The organism is Corynebacterium sp. SA-MJD20WY100 (assembly GCF_039822565.1).
Taxonomy (GTDB): domain Bacteria; phylum Actinomycetota; class Actinomycetes; order Mycobacteriales; family Mycobacteriaceae; genus Corynebacterium; species Corynebacterium phoceense_A.
This window is the reverse complement of sequence record NZ_JBCJKS010000002.1, coordinates 24,499-41,170: the sequence shown is the minus strand read 5'-3', so window position 1 is coordinate 41,170 and position 16,672 is coordinate 24,499. Positions and strand designations below refer to the sequence as shown.

The 16,672-nt window shown below is 63.7% G+C and carries 19 protein-coding genes, 1 tRNA gene and 1 other RNA gene; 11 read left to right on the top strand and 10 right to left on the bottom strand.

All coding sequences use genetic code 11. The features are described 5' to 3' along the window. Positions 1 to 88: 88 nt before the first annotated feature. The 4 genes from smpB (at position 89) to ssrA (ending at position 1,831) form a co-directional block, all read left to right on the top strand. Positions 89 to 589: an SsrA-binding protein SmpB gene (gene smpB, locus ABJ196_RS01450; protein WP_066491166.1), complete on the top strand. Its 501-nt coding sequence runs from the start codon at positions 89 to 91 to the stop codon at positions 587 to 589. Between the two features lie 21 nt (positions 590 to 610). Continuing rightward, positions 611 to 961, top strand: coding sequence for a DUF488 family protein (locus ABJ196_RS01445; protein WP_347304906.1), 351 nt, complete (start codon positions 611 to 613; stop codon positions 959 to 961). A gap of 12 nt (positions 962 to 973) precedes the next feature. Continuing rightward, on the top strand, positions 974 to 1,387 hold the full coding sequence (locus ABJ196_RS01440) for a hypothetical protein (protein ID WP_347304905.1): 414 nt from the start codon (positions 974 to 976) through the stop codon (positions 1,385 to 1,387). Positions 1,388 to 1,451: 64 nt separating this feature from the next. Further along, positions 1,452 to 1,831: a transfer-messenger RNA gene (gene ssrA, locus ABJ196_RS01435) on the top strand. Positions 1,832 to 1,881: 50 nt separating this feature from the next. Here ssrA and ABJ196_RS01430 read toward each other — a convergent pair. Then, the gene (locus tag ABJ196_RS01430; RefSeq protein WP_347304904.1) at positions 1,882 to 2,163 is read right to left on the bottom strand and encodes a type II toxin-antitoxin system RelE/ParE family toxin; all 282 of its coding nucleotides are present in this window, start codon (positions 2,161 to 2,163) and stop codon (positions 1,882 to 1,884) included. Beyond that, positions 2,163 to 2,366, bottom strand: coding sequence for a DUF6290 family protein (locus tag ABJ196_RS01425; protein WP_347304903.1), 204 nt, complete (start codon positions 2,364 to 2,366; stop codon positions 2,163 to 2,165). The genes ABJ196_RS01430 and ABJ196_RS01425 overlap by 1 nt, the downstream gene beginning before the upstream one ends. Positions 2,367 to 2,752: 386 nt before the next feature. Here ABJ196_RS01425 and ABJ196_RS01420 point away from each other — a divergent pair, with 386 nt between their 5' ends. Together ABJ196_RS01420 and ABJ196_RS01415 are read left to right on the top strand one after the other, a co-directional pair. After that, on the top strand, positions 2,753 to 3,058 hold the full coding sequence (locus ABJ196_RS01420; RefSeq protein WP_347304902.1) for a hypothetical protein: 306 nt from the start codon (positions 2,753 to 2,755) through the stop codon (positions 3,056 to 3,058). A gap of 308 nt (positions 3,059 to 3,366) precedes the next feature. Continuing rightward, a complete protein-coding gene (locus ABJ196_RS01415; RefSeq protein WP_347304901.1) occupies positions 3,367 to 4,026 on the top strand; it encodes a hypothetical protein in 660 nt (219 codons plus the stop codon). 49 nt (positions 4,027 to 4,075) lie between these two features. Here the strand turns inward: ABJ196_RS01415 and ABJ196_RS01410 are convergent. Continuing rightward, positions 4,076 to 4,148, bottom strand: a tRNA-Arg gene (locus ABJ196_RS01410). A gap of 114 nt (positions 4,149 to 4,262) precedes the next feature. Between ABJ196_RS01410 and ABJ196_RS01405 the strand changes: the two genes are divergently transcribed. Next, positions 4,263 to 4,523: a hypothetical protein gene (locus tag ABJ196_RS01405; protein ID WP_231732343.1), complete on the top strand. Its 261-nt coding sequence runs from the start codon at positions 4,263 to 4,265 to the stop codon at positions 4,521 to 4,523. 24 nt (positions 4,524 to 4,547) lie between these two features. On the opposite strand, the gene ABJ196_RS01400 is transcribed toward ABJ196_RS01405, so the two are convergent. From ABJ196_RS01400 to ABJ196_RS01380, 5 genes are all read right to left on the bottom strand, one after another. Beyond that, positions 4,548 to 5,144, bottom strand: a complete 597-nt coding sequence (locus ABJ196_RS01400) for a hypothetical protein (protein ID WP_347304900.1) — start codon at positions 5,142 to 5,144, stop codon at positions 4,548 to 4,550. Continuing rightward, a complete protein-coding gene (locus ABJ196_RS01395) occupies positions 5,145 to 5,423 on the bottom strand; it encodes a glutaredoxin domain-containing protein (RefSeq protein WP_066512114.1) in 279 nt (92 codons plus the stop codon). Next, positions 5,420 to 5,953: a dihydrofolate reductase gene (locus tag ABJ196_RS01390; protein WP_347304899.1), complete on the bottom strand. Its 534-nt coding sequence runs from the start codon at positions 5,951 to 5,953 to the stop codon at positions 5,420 to 5,422. The genes ABJ196_RS01395 and ABJ196_RS01390 overlap by 4 nt, the downstream gene beginning before the upstream one ends. Continuing rightward, complete coding sequence (locus ABJ196_RS01385) at positions 5,953 to 6,759, bottom strand: thymidylate synthase (RefSeq protein WP_347305018.1); 807 nt, start codon at positions 6,757 to 6,759, stop codon at positions 5,953 to 5,955. The genes ABJ196_RS01390 and ABJ196_RS01385 overlap by 1 nt, the downstream gene beginning before the upstream one ends. Before the next feature lie 67 nt (positions 6,760 to 6,826). Beyond that, positions 6,827 to 7,588 carry a 3'(2'),5'-bisphosphate nucleotidase CysQ gene (locus ABJ196_RS01380; protein ID WP_347304898.1) on the bottom strand — a complete coding sequence of 254 codons (762 nt, stop codon included), beginning with the start codon at positions 7,586 to 7,588 and terminating at the stop codon, positions 6,827 to 6,829. A gap of 48 nt (positions 7,589 to 7,636) precedes the next feature. Between ABJ196_RS01380 and ABJ196_RS01375 the strand changes: the two genes are divergently transcribed. Then, the gene (locus ABJ196_RS01375; RefSeq protein ID WP_347304897.1) at positions 7,637 to 12,493 is read left to right on the top strand and encodes a DEAD/DEAH box helicase; all 4,857 of its coding nucleotides are present in this window, start codon (positions 7,637 to 7,639) and stop codon (positions 12,491 to 12,493) included. Positions 12,494 to 12,613: 120 nt separating this feature from the next. Here ABJ196_RS01375 and ABJ196_RS01370 read toward each other — a convergent pair whose 3' ends face one another. Beyond that, the gene (locus tag ABJ196_RS01370; protein WP_347304896.1) at positions 12,614 to 12,955 is read right to left on the bottom strand and encodes a helix-turn-helix domain-containing protein; all 342 of its coding nucleotides are present in this window, start codon (positions 12,953 to 12,955) and stop codon (positions 12,614 to 12,616) included. Positions 12,956 to 13,081: 126 nt separating this feature from the next. Between ABJ196_RS01370 and ABJ196_RS01365 the strand changes: the two genes are divergently transcribed. Both ABJ196_RS01365 and ABJ196_RS01360 read left to right on the top strand, forming a co-directional pair. Then, a complete protein-coding gene (locus tag ABJ196_RS01365) occupies positions 13,082 to 13,708 on the top strand; it encodes an NAD(P)H-binding protein (protein ID WP_347304895.1) in 627 nt (208 codons plus the stop codon). Between the two features lie 159 nt (positions 13,709 to 13,867). After that, positions 13,868 to 15,127 (top strand): alpha-hydroxy acid oxidase, encoded by a 1,260-nt coding sequence (locus tag ABJ196_RS01360; RefSeq protein WP_257035458.1) that lies wholly within the window; start codon positions 13,868 to 13,870, stop codon positions 15,125 to 15,127. A gap of 63 nt (positions 15,128 to 15,190) precedes the next feature. Here the strand turns inward: ABJ196_RS01360 and ABJ196_RS01355 are convergent, their stop codons facing one another. Beyond that, complete coding sequence (locus ABJ196_RS01355) at positions 15,191 to 15,616, bottom strand: cupin domain-containing protein (RefSeq protein WP_257035457.1); 426 nt, start codon at positions 15,614 to 15,616, stop codon at positions 15,191 to 15,193. A 130-nt stretch (positions 15,617 to 15,746) separates the two neighbouring features. On the opposite strand from ABJ196_RS01355, the gene ABJ196_RS01350 reads away from it, so the two are divergent. Further along, positions 15,747 to 16,592 (top strand): DNA-formamidopyrimidine glycosylase family protein, encoded by an 846-nt coding sequence (locus ABJ196_RS01350; RefSeq protein ID WP_347304894.1) that lies wholly within the window; start codon positions 15,747 to 15,749, stop codon positions 16,590 to 16,592. Positions 16,593 to 16,672: the final 80 nt, after the last annotated feature.

Sequence of the window (16,672 nt, the reverse complement as noted above, 5' to 3'; positions counted from 1 at the left end):
CGATGCCCCCTTGCACCCCGCGGCTGCCCGCCGCGGGGTTCGCTTGTTTTAGGGCTGGCTTGTAGGCGCCGGTACAATAGGATGGATTATGGCGAAGAAAGCAAAGAAGAAGAAAGCGGTCGACAATAACTCGACCCTGGCGACCAACCGCCGCGCTCGCCACGACTTTAAAATCCTGGACACGTACGAGTGCGGCATGGTGCTTGTCGGCACCGAGATTAAGTCCATGCGCGAGGGCAAAATCTCGCTCGTCGACGCGTTCGCGACCATCGATGACGGCGAGGTCTACGTGCGCAACCTCCACATCCCGGAGTATTCCTATGGCTCGTGGACGAACCACTCGCCCAAGCGCACCCGCAAGCTGCTGCTGCACCGCCGGGAGATTGACAAGCTCATGGGCCAGGTCCGCGACGGCAATAAGACGCTCATCCCGCTGCGCGTCTACTTGAAGGACGGCCGCGCGAAGCTGGAGCTTGGCCTGGCGCAGGGTAAGCAGGACTACGACAAGCGCGAGGCCATCAAGCGCCGCGACCAGGATCGCGAGATTACCCGCGAGCTGGGACGCCGCATCAAGGGCATCAACGCCTAAAACGCGCGTAGCCTGGGGCCCATGATGTACACGGCTAAGGCAAACGACGTCATTAAAGGCGAAGAGAAGACTCACGGTGTGACGGTCCTCGTCGACCGTCTATGGCCGCGCGGTATCTCCAAGGACAAGCTGGCCCCGGATTACTGGTTCAAGGAGGTCGCGCCCAGCCCCGGCCTGCGCAAATGGTGGAACCATGACGAGGATTCTTTCGACGAGTTTAAGAAACGCTATCGCGCCGAGCTCGAAGAAAACGACTCCGAGGACATGGACGAGCTGCGACAACTCGCCAAGGACGGCGATGTCACGCTGCTCTTCGCCGCGAAGGACCGCGAGGTCAACCACGCGGTGGTGCTGGCGGACTACCTGCAGTAAAAGGCGGCATTCATGGATCGCTCTTTTGACCTCGCTGCGTTCGTCGCGAAGATGGACGAGCTGATTAACCGCTATGTGGCGCCGGATCAGGGACTGCCGCCCGAAGACGTCAGCGTGTGGGCGGCGTGGTACACCCAGGACTTCGTCTATCTCATCATCGAGGCACAGCGAGGCGGGACGACATATATCGGTTACGAAGTGGACTTCGGGCGAGCCCACAGGGACGTCTCGGCGGAAGTAGAGACCGCTGTTCATGCTTGGGGTGACCAGATGGCAGGTGACTCATTCGTTGGTGTTGTCCCGTTTGATTCCTCCGATGTCATTTACTGGTGGGATGCTCGGTGGGTGGCCAAGGACGTCCCGCGAACATTAGCCGACATCGACGGCGCGGTAGAGGCGGCATCGGAAAGCTGGTTGCTGGAATAGGCCTACGTGGGGTAGCGTTATACGAACTGTAGAGAGCGCACAATCCCGCTCTACTGCAATGCATGGGGTTGATATGGTTTCGACTTCGTACATTGAGCCAGGGGAAGCGTGCCGGTGCAGGCTAGAGACCACCGTTAAGCGTCGTAGCAACCAATAAACGCAGAGAAGAACTCTCAGCGTGACTTCGCCCTCGCTGCCTAATTCCAGCGACGCGAGTCTGTCAGCCCGGGTTTAGTTCCTGACCCGGATCCTGGCATCGACTAAGGAACTTGCTCCGCCGGCTTGTCGTTCGGCTGGCGGGGGACTTTCAGAGCGACTGGGCCCATCATCCGGAACGAGTTTGCCCGAGCCGGAGGGCCGAGTAGAGATCCTGTGCGAACTGCGCACGGAGAAGCCCTGGCGAGGTGACGAAGGACCCGGGTTCAATTCCCGGCAGCTCCACCGAAAGCGAGCCCCAGACTGAGAAGGTCTGGGGCTCGCTTCTTTTGTTCCGGTCAGCGATAGATCGTGTCGCGCCTTCCAACAGCAAAAACCTCGATCGTGATGGTTGATCCGTGAATGAGCGCGAGGATTCGATAGGCGCCGACACGGTAGCGCCATTCGCCAGATCGATCGCCTGTGAGGCCTTTGCCGAAAGCACGCGGCTCGGCACAGCCTTCGAGATGGGTTTTCATCCAATTAAGCAGAAGCCGCGCATCGAACTGGTCCATCTTCTTGAGTTGTTTCCGAGCCGAGGCGGTGAGCTTAACGCTGTAGCTAGGGCCGTTGGCTGACATTAATCAAGCTCTTCGAGGACATCATTGATGCTAAAACGCTGTCCGTCATCGGCTTCGATGGCGGCTCGAAGTTCCTGAAGGTCGGCATGGTCTTCGATTTTTTCTAGCATTGCGCTTCGGGCGAATTCCGAGATCGTTGTGCCTTCGAATCTGACATACTTGTGGACGAGCTCGGCGTCTTCGTCGCTCATGCGTACGGTCATAGTTGTCATTCGATTCTCCCTTCTCTTCAGCGCTCTGAATACATCGTATTCACCCCTCGGGAATGCGGCAAGGGGGCTTTCCGCCTCGATGTGCTCACAATTAGGATGCACAGGTCGCTTGTACCATCGCTGCCGGGCGACATTCAGGTGAAGGTGTCCGAGGGTTGTAAAGGTCCCAAGAAACATCATGAAGTGTGTGCTAACTTACGAGCGGGTTCAGACCCATACCGACCACCACAATCTCTGACTGAATGGAAGCCACTATGCTCAAGCGAACAATTTCGTCATGCATTGCCGTGGCCATCTCAGCGGCAGGTGTGCAATCTGCTCAGGCTGCAGCTCCTGGAAACGCCTTCGCAAGTGTCAAGGAGTAGGTGGGATCTAGCTTGAGTCTTCAAAAGATCCTGTGGATTTGCGCAGGTATTGCCACGCTGATCGTGGGCGCCGGAAGCGGGGTCCATTGGGTGCTCAGTGCCGCTCTTTTCTTTATTGCTGCCGTGCCAACAGTACGGTTCATTGCTGCAAAATCGGAACTAGCAGGCGGACGCGTGGCTATCGGTGTGCTTGCCGCCTGCGTGGCTGTTGGCTTTTTCTTTCCGCTCGTCCTGCCACTCGCTTATATCGGATACGTGGCATGGACGTGGTATTCGATTGCATCCGGTGATGAAGGCGTGGCTGCCGCGCTGGGATAATCGCTGGGTTGAATTCCAGGCAGCCTTGTTTCATTTGTTTTGTTGGCGGCCCACGTTGATGGAGGGCCCGGATCCAACTTGTTGTTTGAGAAGGAGACCTTGAGGACGTCTGAGACGGAGAAGGTCGGGCCCTCAACGCGGTGGGCGGCGGTGAGGATCCATTCCGGCGCGATGGCCGTGCCGGTGCACTTGTGCGGTGTGCCGTCCGGGGTGGCGTAGGTATGTGCCTGGACGAGGTCGGCGCTCCGATAAATCGCCACGTCATACGCCACGCCGTGGCGGAAAGTTTTTCTTTATGCTGTGGAGGCATGGAGATTTCAAATTCGCTGCGCCAGCAACTCAACCACTGGATCCTTCCGGGATTCATGCCCTTGGACGAGGTCCACGAAGCCGTGGACGACAACGAACTCAAAGATGTGTACTCGGATGATGATCCGCACGCGGCCGCCGAGCAGGTGTGGAAAGAACGCAAGGCCCAAGAGCCGGAGTGGGAGCATCCCACCGATTACGACCGGGTGCAGGCTGCGTTCGATGAAATGGAAGACCAGGGGCTCGTGACGGGAATGAGCCTTGGATTCGATGTCAGTGACTGTAACGAGCTGCTCGGGGAGGAACGCACTCTGATTGATGTGCCGGAGGGGGAGTATCCCTACCGTGAATGGGCATCGTGTGGCTTCCACATGCAGGATGCCGAGGGACTGGCGTACGAGCCGACGGAGCTTTATCTGGTCTTCGGCGCGTGGGCGCCGGGCCCGCCGATTGCTGGTGAAGTCGACGCCGAGAAGCTGCGCAGAGGCCACCCCGAGCGAAAGGACGAGTGGGCGCGGATGGACGCTGCGCTGGGGCGGTTCCTCGTGGACATTCTTAAGCGCCACGACCTCGAGGTGGAGTGGGACGGCGACCCGCGCGGGCGGATTCAGCTGCTCAATCTCACGTGGCGCAAGCCGCTGCCGACTGAAGGTGCCTAAGCCATCAGAAACGCATGGAGGAGATTTGCACATTCGTGGGAAAATTGTGTGCCCCAGAGAGGATTCGAACCTCCGACACCGGCTTTAGGAGAGCCGTGCTCTATCCCCTGAGCTACTGGGGCGGGGTGATATTTTCCTCCTCACTGGAGGGGGTAATCACGGAAGTTTAGACTACCAGCACCGCCCGCGCTGTCCCTAAATCGGATAACTTGTTGAGTATGGTTAACGATCCCAATGTGAGGTTTCACGATGTCCAGCGCCGCGAAATTGTCACCGAGCTGGTGACGAAGGAAGGCGTGAAGACGCTGGCCGTGGAAAAGACGGTGCCGGGTGGTTCAACCGAGCGCATCCTGCTGCTCAATAAGGTGGACGCGCAGCGCCTGAAGACGGCGCTTGAGGAGTACCTCAACACCGTCTACGCGTCCGAGATTTCCGGCATGGCGGGCACGCTGTCGCCGGCTGATATGGTCGAGCTTTTCGGCGAAGACGACGAGTAATCGGGCGTGGTGTCGCGATGCGTCTTAGCGCGCCGCGACGAAGGCCGCGAAGTCGGCGAGAACCTGCTTGAAGAGCGCCTTGTAATGGGCGGAATCTGTGGGGGAGGCAAGGCCCTTGACCTCAGCGGCGACGGTGGTCTTGCCGGGCGTGCGGGACTGGATGTTCATGGACACGCTGGCCGAGGATCCGTCCGGCGCGGTGGGGCTCGTGGCCGTCACGCGCCAGTAGTTCCACTTGGCCGTCTCGCTGATGCGTGGCTCGCCGTCGAGGACCAGCGGGAGTCGCCCTGATTCGGGGGCAGCGAACTCGGCCCAGGCGGCGGCGATATCGGCCTGCGCGCCGGGGACGGTCTTTGAGGCATTCGCGCCGAAGGAGCCGTCGCAGCGCTCGCCGGGGACGCGGCGGCCGATGTGCTGCTCAAAAGAGACGGCTACGCCTTGGGCCCACCATTCCAGGTTCTTGCCCTTGAGGACGCCGTCCGGCTGGGCGGCGAGGGTGGCGCGGAGGTGGGAGAGGGCGGCATCGGCAAGCTGGGTGTGGTTGTGGGCTGGGTCGAGGAGCTCCACCCATTCTTCGCCCTGGATGCCCGTGGAACGGGCTACGGTATCCCAGGTCGCCATTTACGCGGTGAGCTCGGCGTACTTCGCGCGAACCTCGGAGGCCGGCGGGTTGGTGACGTGCGTGCCATCAGAGTAGAGGACGGTGGGGACAATGCGGTTGCCGTCGTTGACGGACTTAATCCACTCGTTGATGTCCTCGGTGCCTTCGGCCTCCGCGTCAACGAGGTCGTACGGGGTCTCCGAGCGGTCCAGGTTCTTGCGCAGCTTGGCGCAGAACGGGCACCAATCGGCGTAGAAAATAGTAACGGGTGCGTTGGTCTCAGGGGTCTGGACAGTCATGCGGAGATCTTCCTTTCGTAGGTGAGGAACTTGTATTTCAACGGCAGATCGCTGGGCGGTATTCCCGGCAGCTCCAGGTGGCCCTTCTCGGACGTAAGCCAACCGGTTTCGGCCGTGAGCGAGAAGTGCGCGGGGATGTCGGGGGCGAAGACGGCGTCCTCGCCATAGGCGTCGGCGACATTGGCGTCCATGAGGGTGATTTCCACGCGCTCGACTTGGCCCAGCGTCGCGGCGTAGACCTGGCCGCCGCCGATGATCCAGGCCTCATGCGGAGCGTGCTGAAGGTCGCGGAGGACCTCCGCGCCAGCGGACCACTGGCCGGGCAGCTGGCGCGAGAGGATGTAATTATCGCGGCCGGGCAGTGGGCGGAACGTGGGGTTGAGCGACTGCCACGTCTTGCGGCCCATGACGACGGGCGCGCCGAGGGTGACCTCCTTAAAGTGGGCGAGGTCTTCTGGCACGTGCCAGGGCATGGTGACGCCGTTGCCAATGCAGCCGTCGAGCGACTGTGCCCAAATCGCGCCCCACATTAGACGGACACCGGAGCCTTGATCGCGGGGTGCGGGTCGTAGCCCTCGAGCTCGAAGTCGGTGAAGTCGTAGTCGAAGAGGCTGGCGGCTTTGTTGAGCTTGAGCTGCGGGTACGGGCGCGGTTCGCGAGTGAGCTGTTCCTTGACCTGCTCGACGTGGTCGTTGTAGATGTGGCAGTCGCCGCCGGTCCAGATGAGGTCGCCCACCTCAAGGCCGGCCTGCTGGGCAAACATGTGCGCCAGGGCCGCGTAGGACGCGAGGTTAAACGGCACGCCCAGGAACATGTCCGCGGAGCGCTGGTAGACCTGCAGGCTGAGCTTGCCGTCGGCGACATAGAGCTGGAAGAGCAGGTGGCACGGCATGAGCGCCATCTGGTCGAGCTCCGCGACGTTCCAGGCAGAGACGATGTTGCGGCGGGAGTCCGGGTTGTTCTTGAGCGTGTCCAACGCGCCTTGAATCTGGTCGATGTGGCTTCCGTCCGGGGTGGGCCAGGAACGCCACTGCACGCCGTAGACGGGGCCGAGCTCGCCGTTCTCATCGGCCCATTCGTTCCAGATGCGGATGTTATTTTCCTGGAGCCATTTGACGTTCGAGTCGCCCTTCAAGAACCACAGCAGCTCGCCGATGACCCCGTGGAAATAGACCTTCTTTGTGGTCAGCAGTGGGAAGGACTCCGCCAGGTTGTAGCGCAGCTGCGCGCCGAAAATGGAGCGCGTGCCCGTGCCGGTGCGGTCGCCTTTGGGCGTGCCTTCCTCGAGGATGCGGCGCAGGAGGTCTTCATACGGGGTGTCGATCATGCCCAACAGTCTAACGTGTTGTGGCAAAACGAAAGCCCCATCCCAGTTCAACTGGGACAGGGCGTGCGGAAGGCGTTTAGTTGTACCCGCCGTTGGCCTCCGCGAACTCGGCGGCCGCGGCGAGGACCTCGTCCTTGATCTCCGGGCGGCAGATGACCAGGTCCGGGATGAAGGTGTCTTCGTTGTTGAAGGTGATGGGGGAGCCATCGAGGCGTGAGCAGTGCAGGCCTGCGGCGCGGGCCACGCCCACAGGTGCCGCCTGGTCCCACTCGTACTGGCCACCGGCATGGATATAGCCGTCAAAGTCGCCGAGGAGGACGTGCATGGCCTTCGCGCCCGCAGAGCCGACTCCCACGGTCTCGTAGCCCATCTTCTCCGCGATAAAGCCGGCGACCTGCGGCGGGCGGTTGCGGGAGACCACGAACTTCTTCGACATGGGGCCGGTCACGGCGCGCACGTCCGAGGACTTGAACGTCACGCCCAGGTCCGGCATGCCCACGGCGGCGTGCTCCGGAACGCCGTTGATGACGAGGGCGATGTGGATGGCCCAGTCCTGGCGGCCGGTGGAGAATTCCTTCGTGCCGTCGATGGGGTCGACGATCCACACGCGGTCCTTCTTCAGACGGGACATGTCATCCGTGGCCTCTTCGGAGAGGAAACCATCGTCGGGGCGGTGCTGCTCGAGGACGCGGGAAATCCATTCCTGCGCGAGGACGTCACCAGCGTCACCCAGCTCAAGGCCACGCAGCAAACCGCTGATGCGCACGCCTTTAAGGATTTCGCCGACGCCTTCAGCGATGTGGTTGGTAAGACGAGAATCTGTAAGTTCGCGGGTCATAGGAATTAGCCTACCTTGCCATGTCGGGAGCCGCGCTACAGTGAAGGAATGACTGACGCCGTCCTCGCTCAATTCCGGCCCGCCGTCCGGGGCTGGTTTGAGGATGTCTTTGCCCGCCCCACCGACGTCCAGGAGCAGGCCTGGCGCGCCATTGCTGCCGATGCCCACGCGCTCGTCGTCGCCCCTACCGGTTCCGGTAAAACCCTCGCGGCATTCCTCTGGGCGCTCAATAACTTGGTCGAGCGCGAGGGCCAGACGGCGCTGCCGCTTCCCGGCGCGGCGTCGGCTGGCGCCGCCGCCGGAAGTCATGGAGGAGTGAAAGTCCTCTATATCTCGCCGCTCAAGGCACTCGGCGTGGACGTGGAAAATAACCTGCGCGCGCCCTTGGCGGGCATCGCGCGCGTGGCGGAGCGCCTGGGCGAGGAGGTTCCGGATATCACGGTGGGCGTGCGCTCGGGCGATACACCGCAGGCTGAGCGCAACCGGCAGGTGCGCCGCCCGCCGGACGTGCTCATCACGACGCCGGAGTCGGCCTACCTCATGCTCACGTCCAAGGCAGCGGGCATCTTAAAGAGCGTGGATACCGTCATCATCGATGAGATTCACGCGCTTGCTGGTACGAAGCGCGGCGTGCACCTCGCGCTGACCCTGGAACGCCTGGCGCAGGTCGCCGGTGAATTCCAACGCATCGGGCTGTCGGCCACGGTGCGCCCGCGTGAGGCTGTCGCGAACTTTCTGGGCGGCGGGCGCCCGGTGGAGATCATCGCGCCGCCGGCGGAGAAGCGCTGGGACCTCACTATTCACGTGCCGGTCGAAGACATGTCGGACCTACCGGTGCCGGAGGCCGGCTCGACGATCGGCGAGATGACCGTCGACGACCCGCTGGGGATAACCGGTGGTCCGCTGCCTGAGCCGCGGTCGGATTCCGGGCTGGGGCGCCAGGGCATCGACGCCGGGCCCAACGAGTCCGCGCTGCCCACGGCGAAGTCCATCTGGCCGTTTATCGAGGACGAGCTCTACACAGAGATCATGGCGCACCGCTCGACGCTCGTCTTCGTGAACTCGCGCCGCACGGCAGAGCGCGTAACGAGCAGGCTCAACGAGCTCTACGCGGCGGAGTACGATCCGGACTCGCTGTCGCCGGCATCGCGTCGTCCGCCGTCTCAGCTCATGGCGCAGTCGGACGTCGCGGGCAAGGCCCCGGCGGTCATTGCGCGCGCCCACCACGGCTCCGTGTCCAAGGACGAGCGCGCCATGACGGAGACGATGCTCAAGGAGGGCACGCTCAAGGCGGTTGTGGCGACGAGCTCGCTGGAGCTCGGCATCGACATGGGCGCGGTGGAGCTCGTGGTGCAGGTGGAATCACCGCCATCGGTGGCCTCTGGCCTGCAACGCGTGGGCCGTGCGGGGCATGCGGTAGGGGCGGTATCGGCAGGCTCGTTTTACCCCAAACATCGGGCGGACCTGCTGCAATCCGCAGTGACGGTGCGGCGCATGCGCGAAGGGCTTATCGAGGAGCTGAAAACCCCACGCAACCCGCTCGACGTCCTTACACAACAGACCGTCGCGGCTGTCGCGGCGGCGGGCGAGGACGGCCTCGACGCGGACGAGTGGTACGAGACTGTCCGCCGCGCCTGGCCTTACCGGGACCTGGCACGGGAGGTCTTCGACTCCGTCCTCGACCTGGCCTCGGGCGTGTATCCCTCGACGGATTTCTCGGAGCTCAAGCCCCGCGTCGTCTATGACCGGATCACGGGCATGCTCACCCCGCGCCCGGGCGCGCAGCGCGTGGCCGTGACCAGTGGCGGCACCATTCCGGACCGCGGCATGTTCGGCGTCTTCCTAGTCGGCGGCGCGGAAGGCGGCGCGCCCCGGCGCGTGGGTGAGCTCGACGAAGAGATGGTGTATGAATCCCGCGTCGGCGATATCTTTACGTTGGGCGCCACGAGCTGGCGGATTGAGAACATCACCCGTGACCAGGTGCAGGTCACGCCTGCGCCGGGGCATACCGGACGCCTGCCGTTTTGGAACGGCGACGCCGCCGGCCGCCCGTACGAGCTGGGCAAGGCCTTGGGCGCCTTCCGCCGCGAGGCCTACTCAGACCCGTCGCTCATTATTGACGCGGACGAGTGGGCGCGCGATAACCTGTTGGCTTATCTGCGAGAGCAGGAGGACGCGACGGGGATTATCCCGGACGAGAAGACGCTGCTGCTTGAGCGCTTCAAGGACGAAGTGGGGGACTGGCGGCTGGTCCTTCACACGCCGTTCGGCCGTCCCGTCAATGCGGCGTGGGCGCTTGCCGTGGGCGCGCGGGTGGCGGAGCGAACCTGCATGGATCCGCAGGCGGTCTCCGGCGATGACGGCATCGTGCTGCGCCTGCCCGAGGGCGAGGAAGCCCCGGATGCGTCCCTTTTTGCCTTCGATGCCGACGAGATCGCGGATATCGTGACGGAACAGGTAGGCGGCTCCGCGCTGTTCGCCTCCCGCTTCCGCGAGTGCTCGGCCCGCGCGCTGCTTCTGCCGCGCCGGAACCCCGGCAAGCGCGCCCCGCTGTGGCAGCAGCGCCAGCGCGCGGAGCAGCTGCTCGACGTCGCCCGGAAGTACCCCTCGTTCCCCATCATCTTGGAGACCGTCCGCGAGTGCCTCCAGGACGTCTATGACCTGCCGGCGCTCACGGAGCTCATGCGGGACCTGGGCCACCGGCGCGTGCGCATCGCGGAGGTCACCGTCGAGCAGCCCTCGCCGTTCGCGTCCTCGCTGCTGTTTAACTACACGGGCGCGTTTATGTATGAGGGCGATTCTCCTTTGGCGGAGAAGCGCGCAGCCGCCCTAGCGCTTGACCCTGCGCTGCTCGCGAAGCTGCTGGGCACGGTGGAGCTGCGCGAGCTGCTCGACCCGGAGATCATCGCGGAGGTCGACGCTCAGCTGCAGCGCCGCACCCCGGAGCGCCGCGCGAAGACCACAGAGCAGGTCGCAGATTTGCTGCGCGTGCTGGGGCCCATCCCGGTCGCTGAACTCGGCGAGCATGCCTCGGTGCCGATGACGGCACTCGACGCTCTGGGTTCGCGCATCATGCGCGTACGCATTGGCGGGCGCGAGCACCTCGCGCAGTCTCTCGATGCCCCCTTACTCCGCGATGGCTTGGGCGTCCCCGTCCCGCCGGGCATCCCGGCGCAGCAGGCGACGATCACCGACGCCTTGGAGCAGCTCCTGTCGCGCTGGGCGCGCACCCGCGGCCCGTTTACCCTGCGCGAGGCTGCCGATGCCTTCGGTCTCTCCGTCTCCGCTACCTTCGCCGTTGTCTCTTCGTTGGACAGCGTGTTGGAAGGGCACTACCGCCAGGGCGTCGAGGAAACCGAGTACGTGGCCAGCGAGGTGCTGCGCGTTATCCGATCGCGCTCCCTGGCTGCGGCTCGCGCGGCGACGGAACCGGTCACGCCCGCGACCTATGGACGCTTCCTACCGGACTGGCAGCAAGTGGCACCGGTGGGGCAGCAGCCCCCGTTGCGTGGCGCCGACGGCGTGTTTGCCGTTATCGAACAGCTCGCTGGGGTGCGTCTGCCCGCCAGCGCCTGGGAATCCCTTGTTTTGCCCGCGCGTGTGGGGGATTATTCCCCGCGGCACTTGGACGAGCTCACGTCCTCGGGCGAGGTTCTCATCCTCGGCGCGGGCAAGGCCGGCGCGTCCGACCCGTGGATCATGCTGTTGCCCGCGGACTACGCGGCGCAGCTGGCTCCGCAGCCGGGCGAGTTCGGTCCGTCCATGCTCCAGCAGTCGGTGCTCGACGTGCTCGCACGTGGCGGCGGGTTCCTTTTTGCTGATTTGCTGGCGGAAGTTCCCGGTAGCCTGGCGGCTCCCGGAGAGCTACGAGAGGCACTCTGGCAGCTCGTCGAGGCTGGGCTCGTCGCGCCGGATTCCTTTGCACCGATTCGCGCGCATCTTTCCGGTGGATCTCGCTCCGCGGCGGCGCACCGTTCCAAGCGCCGGCCGAGCCGTTCGCGCCTGCGCATGGGGCGCACGTCCTTTGCCCAGTCGCAGCGTGCCACCTCGACCCCGCCGGACGTGGCGGGGCGCTGGGCGCTGGCGGTGCCGGCGGCATCGGAAGCAACGGCTCGCTCTTTGGCACACGGCGAGGCTTGGCTTGACCGCTACGGCGTGGTCACGCGCGGGAGCGTCGTCGCTGAAGATGTGCTGGGCGGCTTCGCGCTGGCGTATAAGGTGCTTTCCGGCTTCGAGGAGTCCGGCAAGGCCATGCGTGGCTACGTCATTGACGGCCTGGGTGCGGCGCAGTTCTCGACGCCTGCTGTCATCGACCGCCTGCGCGGGCTCGCGGATTCACCGGACGTGACCGGCTGGCCGTCGGGCACGCAGGAGCCGCAGACTTACCTGCTCGCCGCGGCGGATCCGGCGAACCCCTACGGTGCGGCGTTGCCGTGGCCGGAGACGGAGGGCTCGCCCACGCGCGCGGCGGGTGCTTTGGTGGTGCTCGTGGACGGCCTGCCCGTCGCGCACCTCACGCGTGGCGGCAAGACGCTGACGACGTTCCCGGTGCCCGCAGGCATCGATGGCGGCGAGGTCGTGGGCTATGTCGTGGCGGCGCTTACTGAGGCCGTCGCATCTGGGCGCCTCTCGCCGCTCACCATCGAAAAGGCCAACGGGGCCTCGGTCTTTGAGACCCCGTTGGCGAATCAGCTGCGCGAGCACGGCGCAGGGATTACTCCGAAGGGCGTGCGGATTTCTGGCAAGCTTTCGACCTCCGTGGCGCCGAGCCGACGGGGCCGGTCGCTGTCCGATGCGCTGGAGTCCGTGCCGGAGCCTGAACCCTCTGATGGTGCTGCCGACGCGGGGCGTGAAGGCTGGCGGTCCGCGCCGGGTGGATTCCGGCCGCGTGGGTATCGGCGCTAGGGATACGACTGGTGCTGCAGAACGTCCTGGCTTTGGTTTTGTTGCGTTTTGGGGCTGGTGTGGCGGCGTGAAGCGCCATAAACCCAAAGCTGGGTGAGCGGCGGAGCGTGGATACCAGTGCTAGACGATCTCCTTGGCAACCTGCTGCTGGTAGTGCTTTCCCCATTCGTCCATGGCGTCAAGGATGGGGCGCATGGACTGGCCGAGCGGAGTAAGCGAGTACTCGACGCGGGGCGGGACTTCGGCGAAGACCTCGCGGTGGACGAGGCCCGTGTCTTCCATCTCGCGCAGGTTGGACGTGAGGACCTTCTGGCTAATGCCGGTCACGGAGCGTCGCAGCTCGTTAAAACGCATGGTGCCGTCGAGCAGATCGCGCAGGATCATGGCGCGCCAGCGGTTGGACAGAAGCGTGAGTGTCGTCTCGACGGGGCAGGCGGGCAAAGAAGTAAGCGGCTGTTTCATGGCTGTGACCTTTATGGTTTCTTTTTGGTGCCTAGAGCACTTTTGGGTTCCTACTTCCCAAAAGTTACCACATGCGCGTAAGATTGGCTTCAACGTTAAAGTTAAGCCTACTGAAGGAGAACTCCCATGAAGATTGCAGTCATTGCGGCCAACGGCAAGGCCGGCCAGCTCATCGTCAAGGAAGCACAGGCTGCAGGCCACGAGGTCACCGCCATCGTGCGTGGCGAGAACCGCTCCGCCGCAACGAACGTCATTACACGCGACATTATGGACATCACGGCGGAGGACCTCGCTGGCTTCGACGCTGTCGTCGACGCCTTCGGCACCGTTACCCCGGAGACGCTGCCGCTGCACACCAAGTCCGTGGCGCACCTAGGTGACGTGCTCGCCGGTTCTGATGCTCGTCTCTACGTTGTAGGCGGCGCCGGTTCCATGGTCGTGGACGATAAGGGCACCAAGCTGCTCGAGACCCCGGACTTCCCGGATATGTTCGTGCCGCTGGCTTCCGCACAGTCGGAGCAGCTCGATTACCTGCGTACGCGCGGTGACTTCAACTGGACCTTCGTGTCCCCGGCCGCCGAGTTCGACGCTGAGGGTGAGCGCACCGGCGCGTTCGAGATCATTGAGTCCGACGCGTTTACTGTTGACGCCAACGGCAACAATGAGATTTCCTACGCTGACTACGCCGTGGGCATGGTCGCGCTCATCGAGGCTGGCTCCAACAACCATAATCGCGTGAATATCCGCCACTAGGCTTCCTCGCATGCGCCCCAGTGCCACTTCGGTGGCGCTGGGGTTTCGTGCTGTCTGGGGGAGGACCCCAGTTTTGGTGCTATTTCTGTAGAAGAGTAGGAATGAAAGCAAGACCGCTTTCTGCGGCCGCACTACGAACCACTAAGAGGAGAACCCACCATGCGTCTCAAGCGTCAACTGCCCCAAGTCTCAGAACTAAAGAACCTCATGCGCTTTGAGCGGCCGACTCTCGACCGTCGCGCCGCGCGCCTTGCGGAGGCCGCCGACGTGTGGGATCTCCGGAAGATTGCCAAGCGTCGCATCCCTAAGGCGGCCTTCGACTATGTGGACGGCGCCGCGCGCGACGAGGTTACCTATGACGAATCGCGGGAGACCTTCCGTTCCATTCGCCTGCTGCCTAACGTGCTCACGGGTGCCACGGAGCTCGACCTGTCCGTCGACATTGCGGGTGGGCGTTCCGCGCTGCCGTTCGGCATTGCGCCGACCGGGTTTACGCGCTTTATGCATGCTGAGGGTGAGGATGCTGGGGCATCGGCAGCAACGGCGGCGGGTATCCCGTTCACGCTGTCGACAATGGGTACTCGCTCAGTGGAGGAGGTCGAGCGGGCCTCCGGACGCGGGCGCCGCTGGTTCCAGCTCTACCTGTGGAAGGACCGCGCGGCCAGCGCGGAGTTGCTGCGTCGCGCGGCGGCGAGTAGCTACGACACGCTCGTCGTCACTGTCGATACCCCGGTCGCGGGCCAGCGCCTGCGCGATACACGCAACGGCATGCGCATCCCGCCGCGGCTCACCGCCGGCACGGTTCTTGACGCCGCATGGCGCCCGGAGTGGTGGTTCAACTTCCTCACGACGGACCCGGTCACCTTCGCGTCGCTGACCTCGACCACGGGTACTTTGGGCGAGCTCGTCAACACGATGTTCGACCCGGGTCTCAACTTCGATGACCTGGCGTGGATTCGCGAGCAGTGGGACGGAAAGATGCTCGTCAAGGGCATCGTCAACCCTGCTGACGCTCGCAAGGTCATCGAGCTCGGCGCCGATGGCGTGGTGGTCTCCTCGCACGGCGGCCGCCAGCTCGACCGCGTGGTCAATACGCTGCGTGCTCTCGAAGCCATCCGTGCGGAGCTCGGCCCCGACGCCGAGATCGTCTACGACTCCGGCATCATGTCCGGCACCGATATCGCGATTGCCCTGGCACTCGGCGCGAACTTCGTCCTCATCGGCCGCGCCTATCTCTACGGTCTCATGGCGGGCGGGCGCGAAGGCGTCGACCGCACCATCGAGCTGCTCACCTCCGAACTGGAGACTGCCTGCACGCTGCTCGGCGTGTCCTCTGTGTGCGACCTGAAGCGCGAGCATGTCATCACGCCGTGGGAGCGTGGGGCGTCGGTGCCGCGGATTGCCTCCGAACGCGCTTAGGCGGGGCGAAAACAGATAAGTCGATTCCTGGCAGCGGCGGCAGAGCCGCTGCCAGGGCATGGTTTAGTCTTGCTCGTTGGGATCGTTGTCCGCGTCTTCCTTGGTCTGGTGGAAGGTGCCCTTGACGTGATCCGGGGCGGCGTAGATGGAGTACAGCTTCACGGTCTCCTCGCCTTCATTGACAAAGTTGTGCCACTTGCCTGCGGGCACGAAGATCGCTAAATCGTCTTCGACCTCTTGGTCGATGTCGAGGTTGTCCTCAGACTCGCCAATCATGATGCGGCCGCGGCCGGCTTCGAGTCGCAAGAACTGGTCATGGTCCTCGTGCACTTCGGCGCCGATTTCGCCACCGGCGGGGATAGCCATCACCGTCATTTGTAGAAATTGACCGGTCCACAGCGTGTCGCGGAAGGCTTCGTTTTCTACTGTCGTGGCCTCGATATCGAGAACGTAGGGATTCGGTCCGTGGTCGGTGCGCAGTTCAGACATTATTTCCTCCTTGTAGTCGATGTTCGCTGTCCACGGTACGCGGGTGCTCGCAGAAGCAAGCAGGCGTCGGACAAGGCGTAAACTTGTACGACGTCAATCTGCCGCGGGGAGTCACAGTTGGAGGTGCTGCATGCCTGAGGGTGATTCCGTCCTGCAGCTGGCCGAACGCATGCAGTTCATGGTGGGCCGCAAAGTGACTAAGACCTCGGTGCGGGTGCCGCGCTATGCGCTCGCGCGCTTTGACGCGATGGAGTGCGTGGCCGTGTGGCCCTATGGCAAGCATCTCTTCATGGAATTCGCGGGCGACGAGGACGAGCCGCTCATCCTGCATACGCACCTGAAGATGGAAGGCCAGTGGCACATCCATTACGCCGGGGACACGTGGCGCGCTCCCGGGCATACCGCGCGTGTGGTGCTGCAGCTGGCCAACGAGCCGCGCGATATCGAGGTCGTCGGTCATACTCTCGGGTTCGTGGAGGTCTATCCGGAGTCGGATTACCTAGGGCGCATCGCGCATCTGGGCCCAGACATCCTCGACCCGGACTGGGAGACAAATGGCGGGCGCGAGGAGGCGATCCGGCGCATCGAGGCACGGCCCGACCGTCCCATCGGTGCGGCGCTGCTCGATCAGAAGAATGTCGCGGGCATTGGCAACGAGTACCGTGCAGAGGCCTGCTTTATCGCGGGCATGCATCCCGCGGAGCGTGTCGGCGACGTCGACGTCGAGAAGATCGTGGACGTCTCGCGGAAGAGCATGTGGGCCAATCGGTTCTCGCTCATTCGCGTCACCACGGGGGTACGCCGCGCCGGGGAGACGACGTACGTTTTCGGACGCAATAACGCACGCTGCCGGCGGTGCGGAACACCCATTGAAAAAGGGGTGCTGGGCGGCGTCGATGCCGGTGGCGACGAAGGGGAGCTGGAGCGCATTATCTGGTGGTGCCCGCATTGCCAGCTGGGCCCGCGCGGCGCGTAGGCGCTAGCCCCGCCCGCAGAAGATGCTTGACATCGTGAAGGAGACAACACTACTCTTCACTTAAAGTCATAATGACCTTA

Bases quoted from the DNA above. Each gene is read 5' to 3' on its own strand.
- ABJ196_RS01365 (WP_347304895.1), top strand. From the start codon at position 13,082: ATGAAGATTGCAGTCATTGCGGCCAACGGCAAGGCCGGCCAGCTCATC.
- ABJ196_RS01355 (WP_257035457.1), bottom strand. From the start codon at position 15,616: ATGTCTGAACTGCGCACCGACCACGGACCGAATCCCTACGTTCTCGAT.
- ABJ196_RS01425 (WP_347304903.1), bottom strand. From the start codon at position 2,366: ATGACCGTACGCATGAGCGACGAAGACGCCGAGCTCGTCCACAAGTAT.
- ABJ196_RS01370 (WP_347304896.1), bottom strand. From the start codon at position 12,955: ATGAAACAGCCGCTTACTTCTTTGCCCGCCTGCCCCGTCGAGACGACA.
- ABJ196_RS01360 (WP_257035458.1), top strand. From the start codon at position 13,868: ATGCGTCTCAAGCGTCAACTGCCCCAAGTCTCAGAACTAAAGAACCTC.
- ABJ196_RS01380 (WP_347304898.1), bottom strand. From the start codon at position 7,588: ATGACCCGCGAACTTACAGATTCTCGTCTTACCAACCACATCGCTGAA.
- ABJ196_RS01350 (WP_347304894.1), top strand. From the start codon at position 15,747: ATGCCTGAGGGTGATTCCGTCCTGCAGCTGGCCGAACGCATGCAGTTC.
- ABJ196_RS01400 (WP_347304900.1), bottom strand. From the start codon at position 5,144: ATGGCGACCTGGGATACCGTAGCCCGTTCCACGGGCATCCAGGGCGAA.
- smpB (WP_066491166.1), top strand. From the start codon at position 89: ATGGCGAAGAAAGCAAAGAAGAAGAAAGCGGTCGACAATAACTCGACC.
- ABJ196_RS01445 (WP_347304906.1), top strand. From the start codon at position 611: ATGATGTACACGGCTAAGGCAAACGACGTCATTAAAGGCGAAGAGAAG.
- ABJ196_RS01415 (WP_347304901.1), top strand. From the start codon at position 3,367: ATGGAGATTTCAAATTCGCTGCGCCAGCAACTCAACCACTGGATCCTT.
- ABJ196_RS01440 (WP_347304905.1), top strand. From the start codon at position 974: ATGGATCGCTCTTTTGACCTCGCTGCGTTCGTCGCGAAGATGGACGAG.
- ABJ196_RS01375 (WP_347304897.1), top strand. From the start codon at position 7,637: ATGACTGACGCCGTCCTCGCTCAATTCCGGCCCGCCGTCCGGGGCTGG.
- ABJ196_RS01430 (WP_347304904.1), bottom strand. From the start codon at position 2,163: ATGTCAGCCAACGGCCCTAGCTACAGCGTTAAGCTCACCGCCTCGGCT.
- ABJ196_RS01395 (WP_066512114.1), bottom strand. From the start codon at position 5,423: ATGACTGTCCAGACCCCTGAGACCAACGCACCCGTTACTATTTTCTAC.
- ABJ196_RS01390 (WP_347304899.1), bottom strand. From the start codon at position 5,953: ATGTGGGGCGCGATTTGGGCACAGTCGCTCGACGGCTGCATTGGCAAC.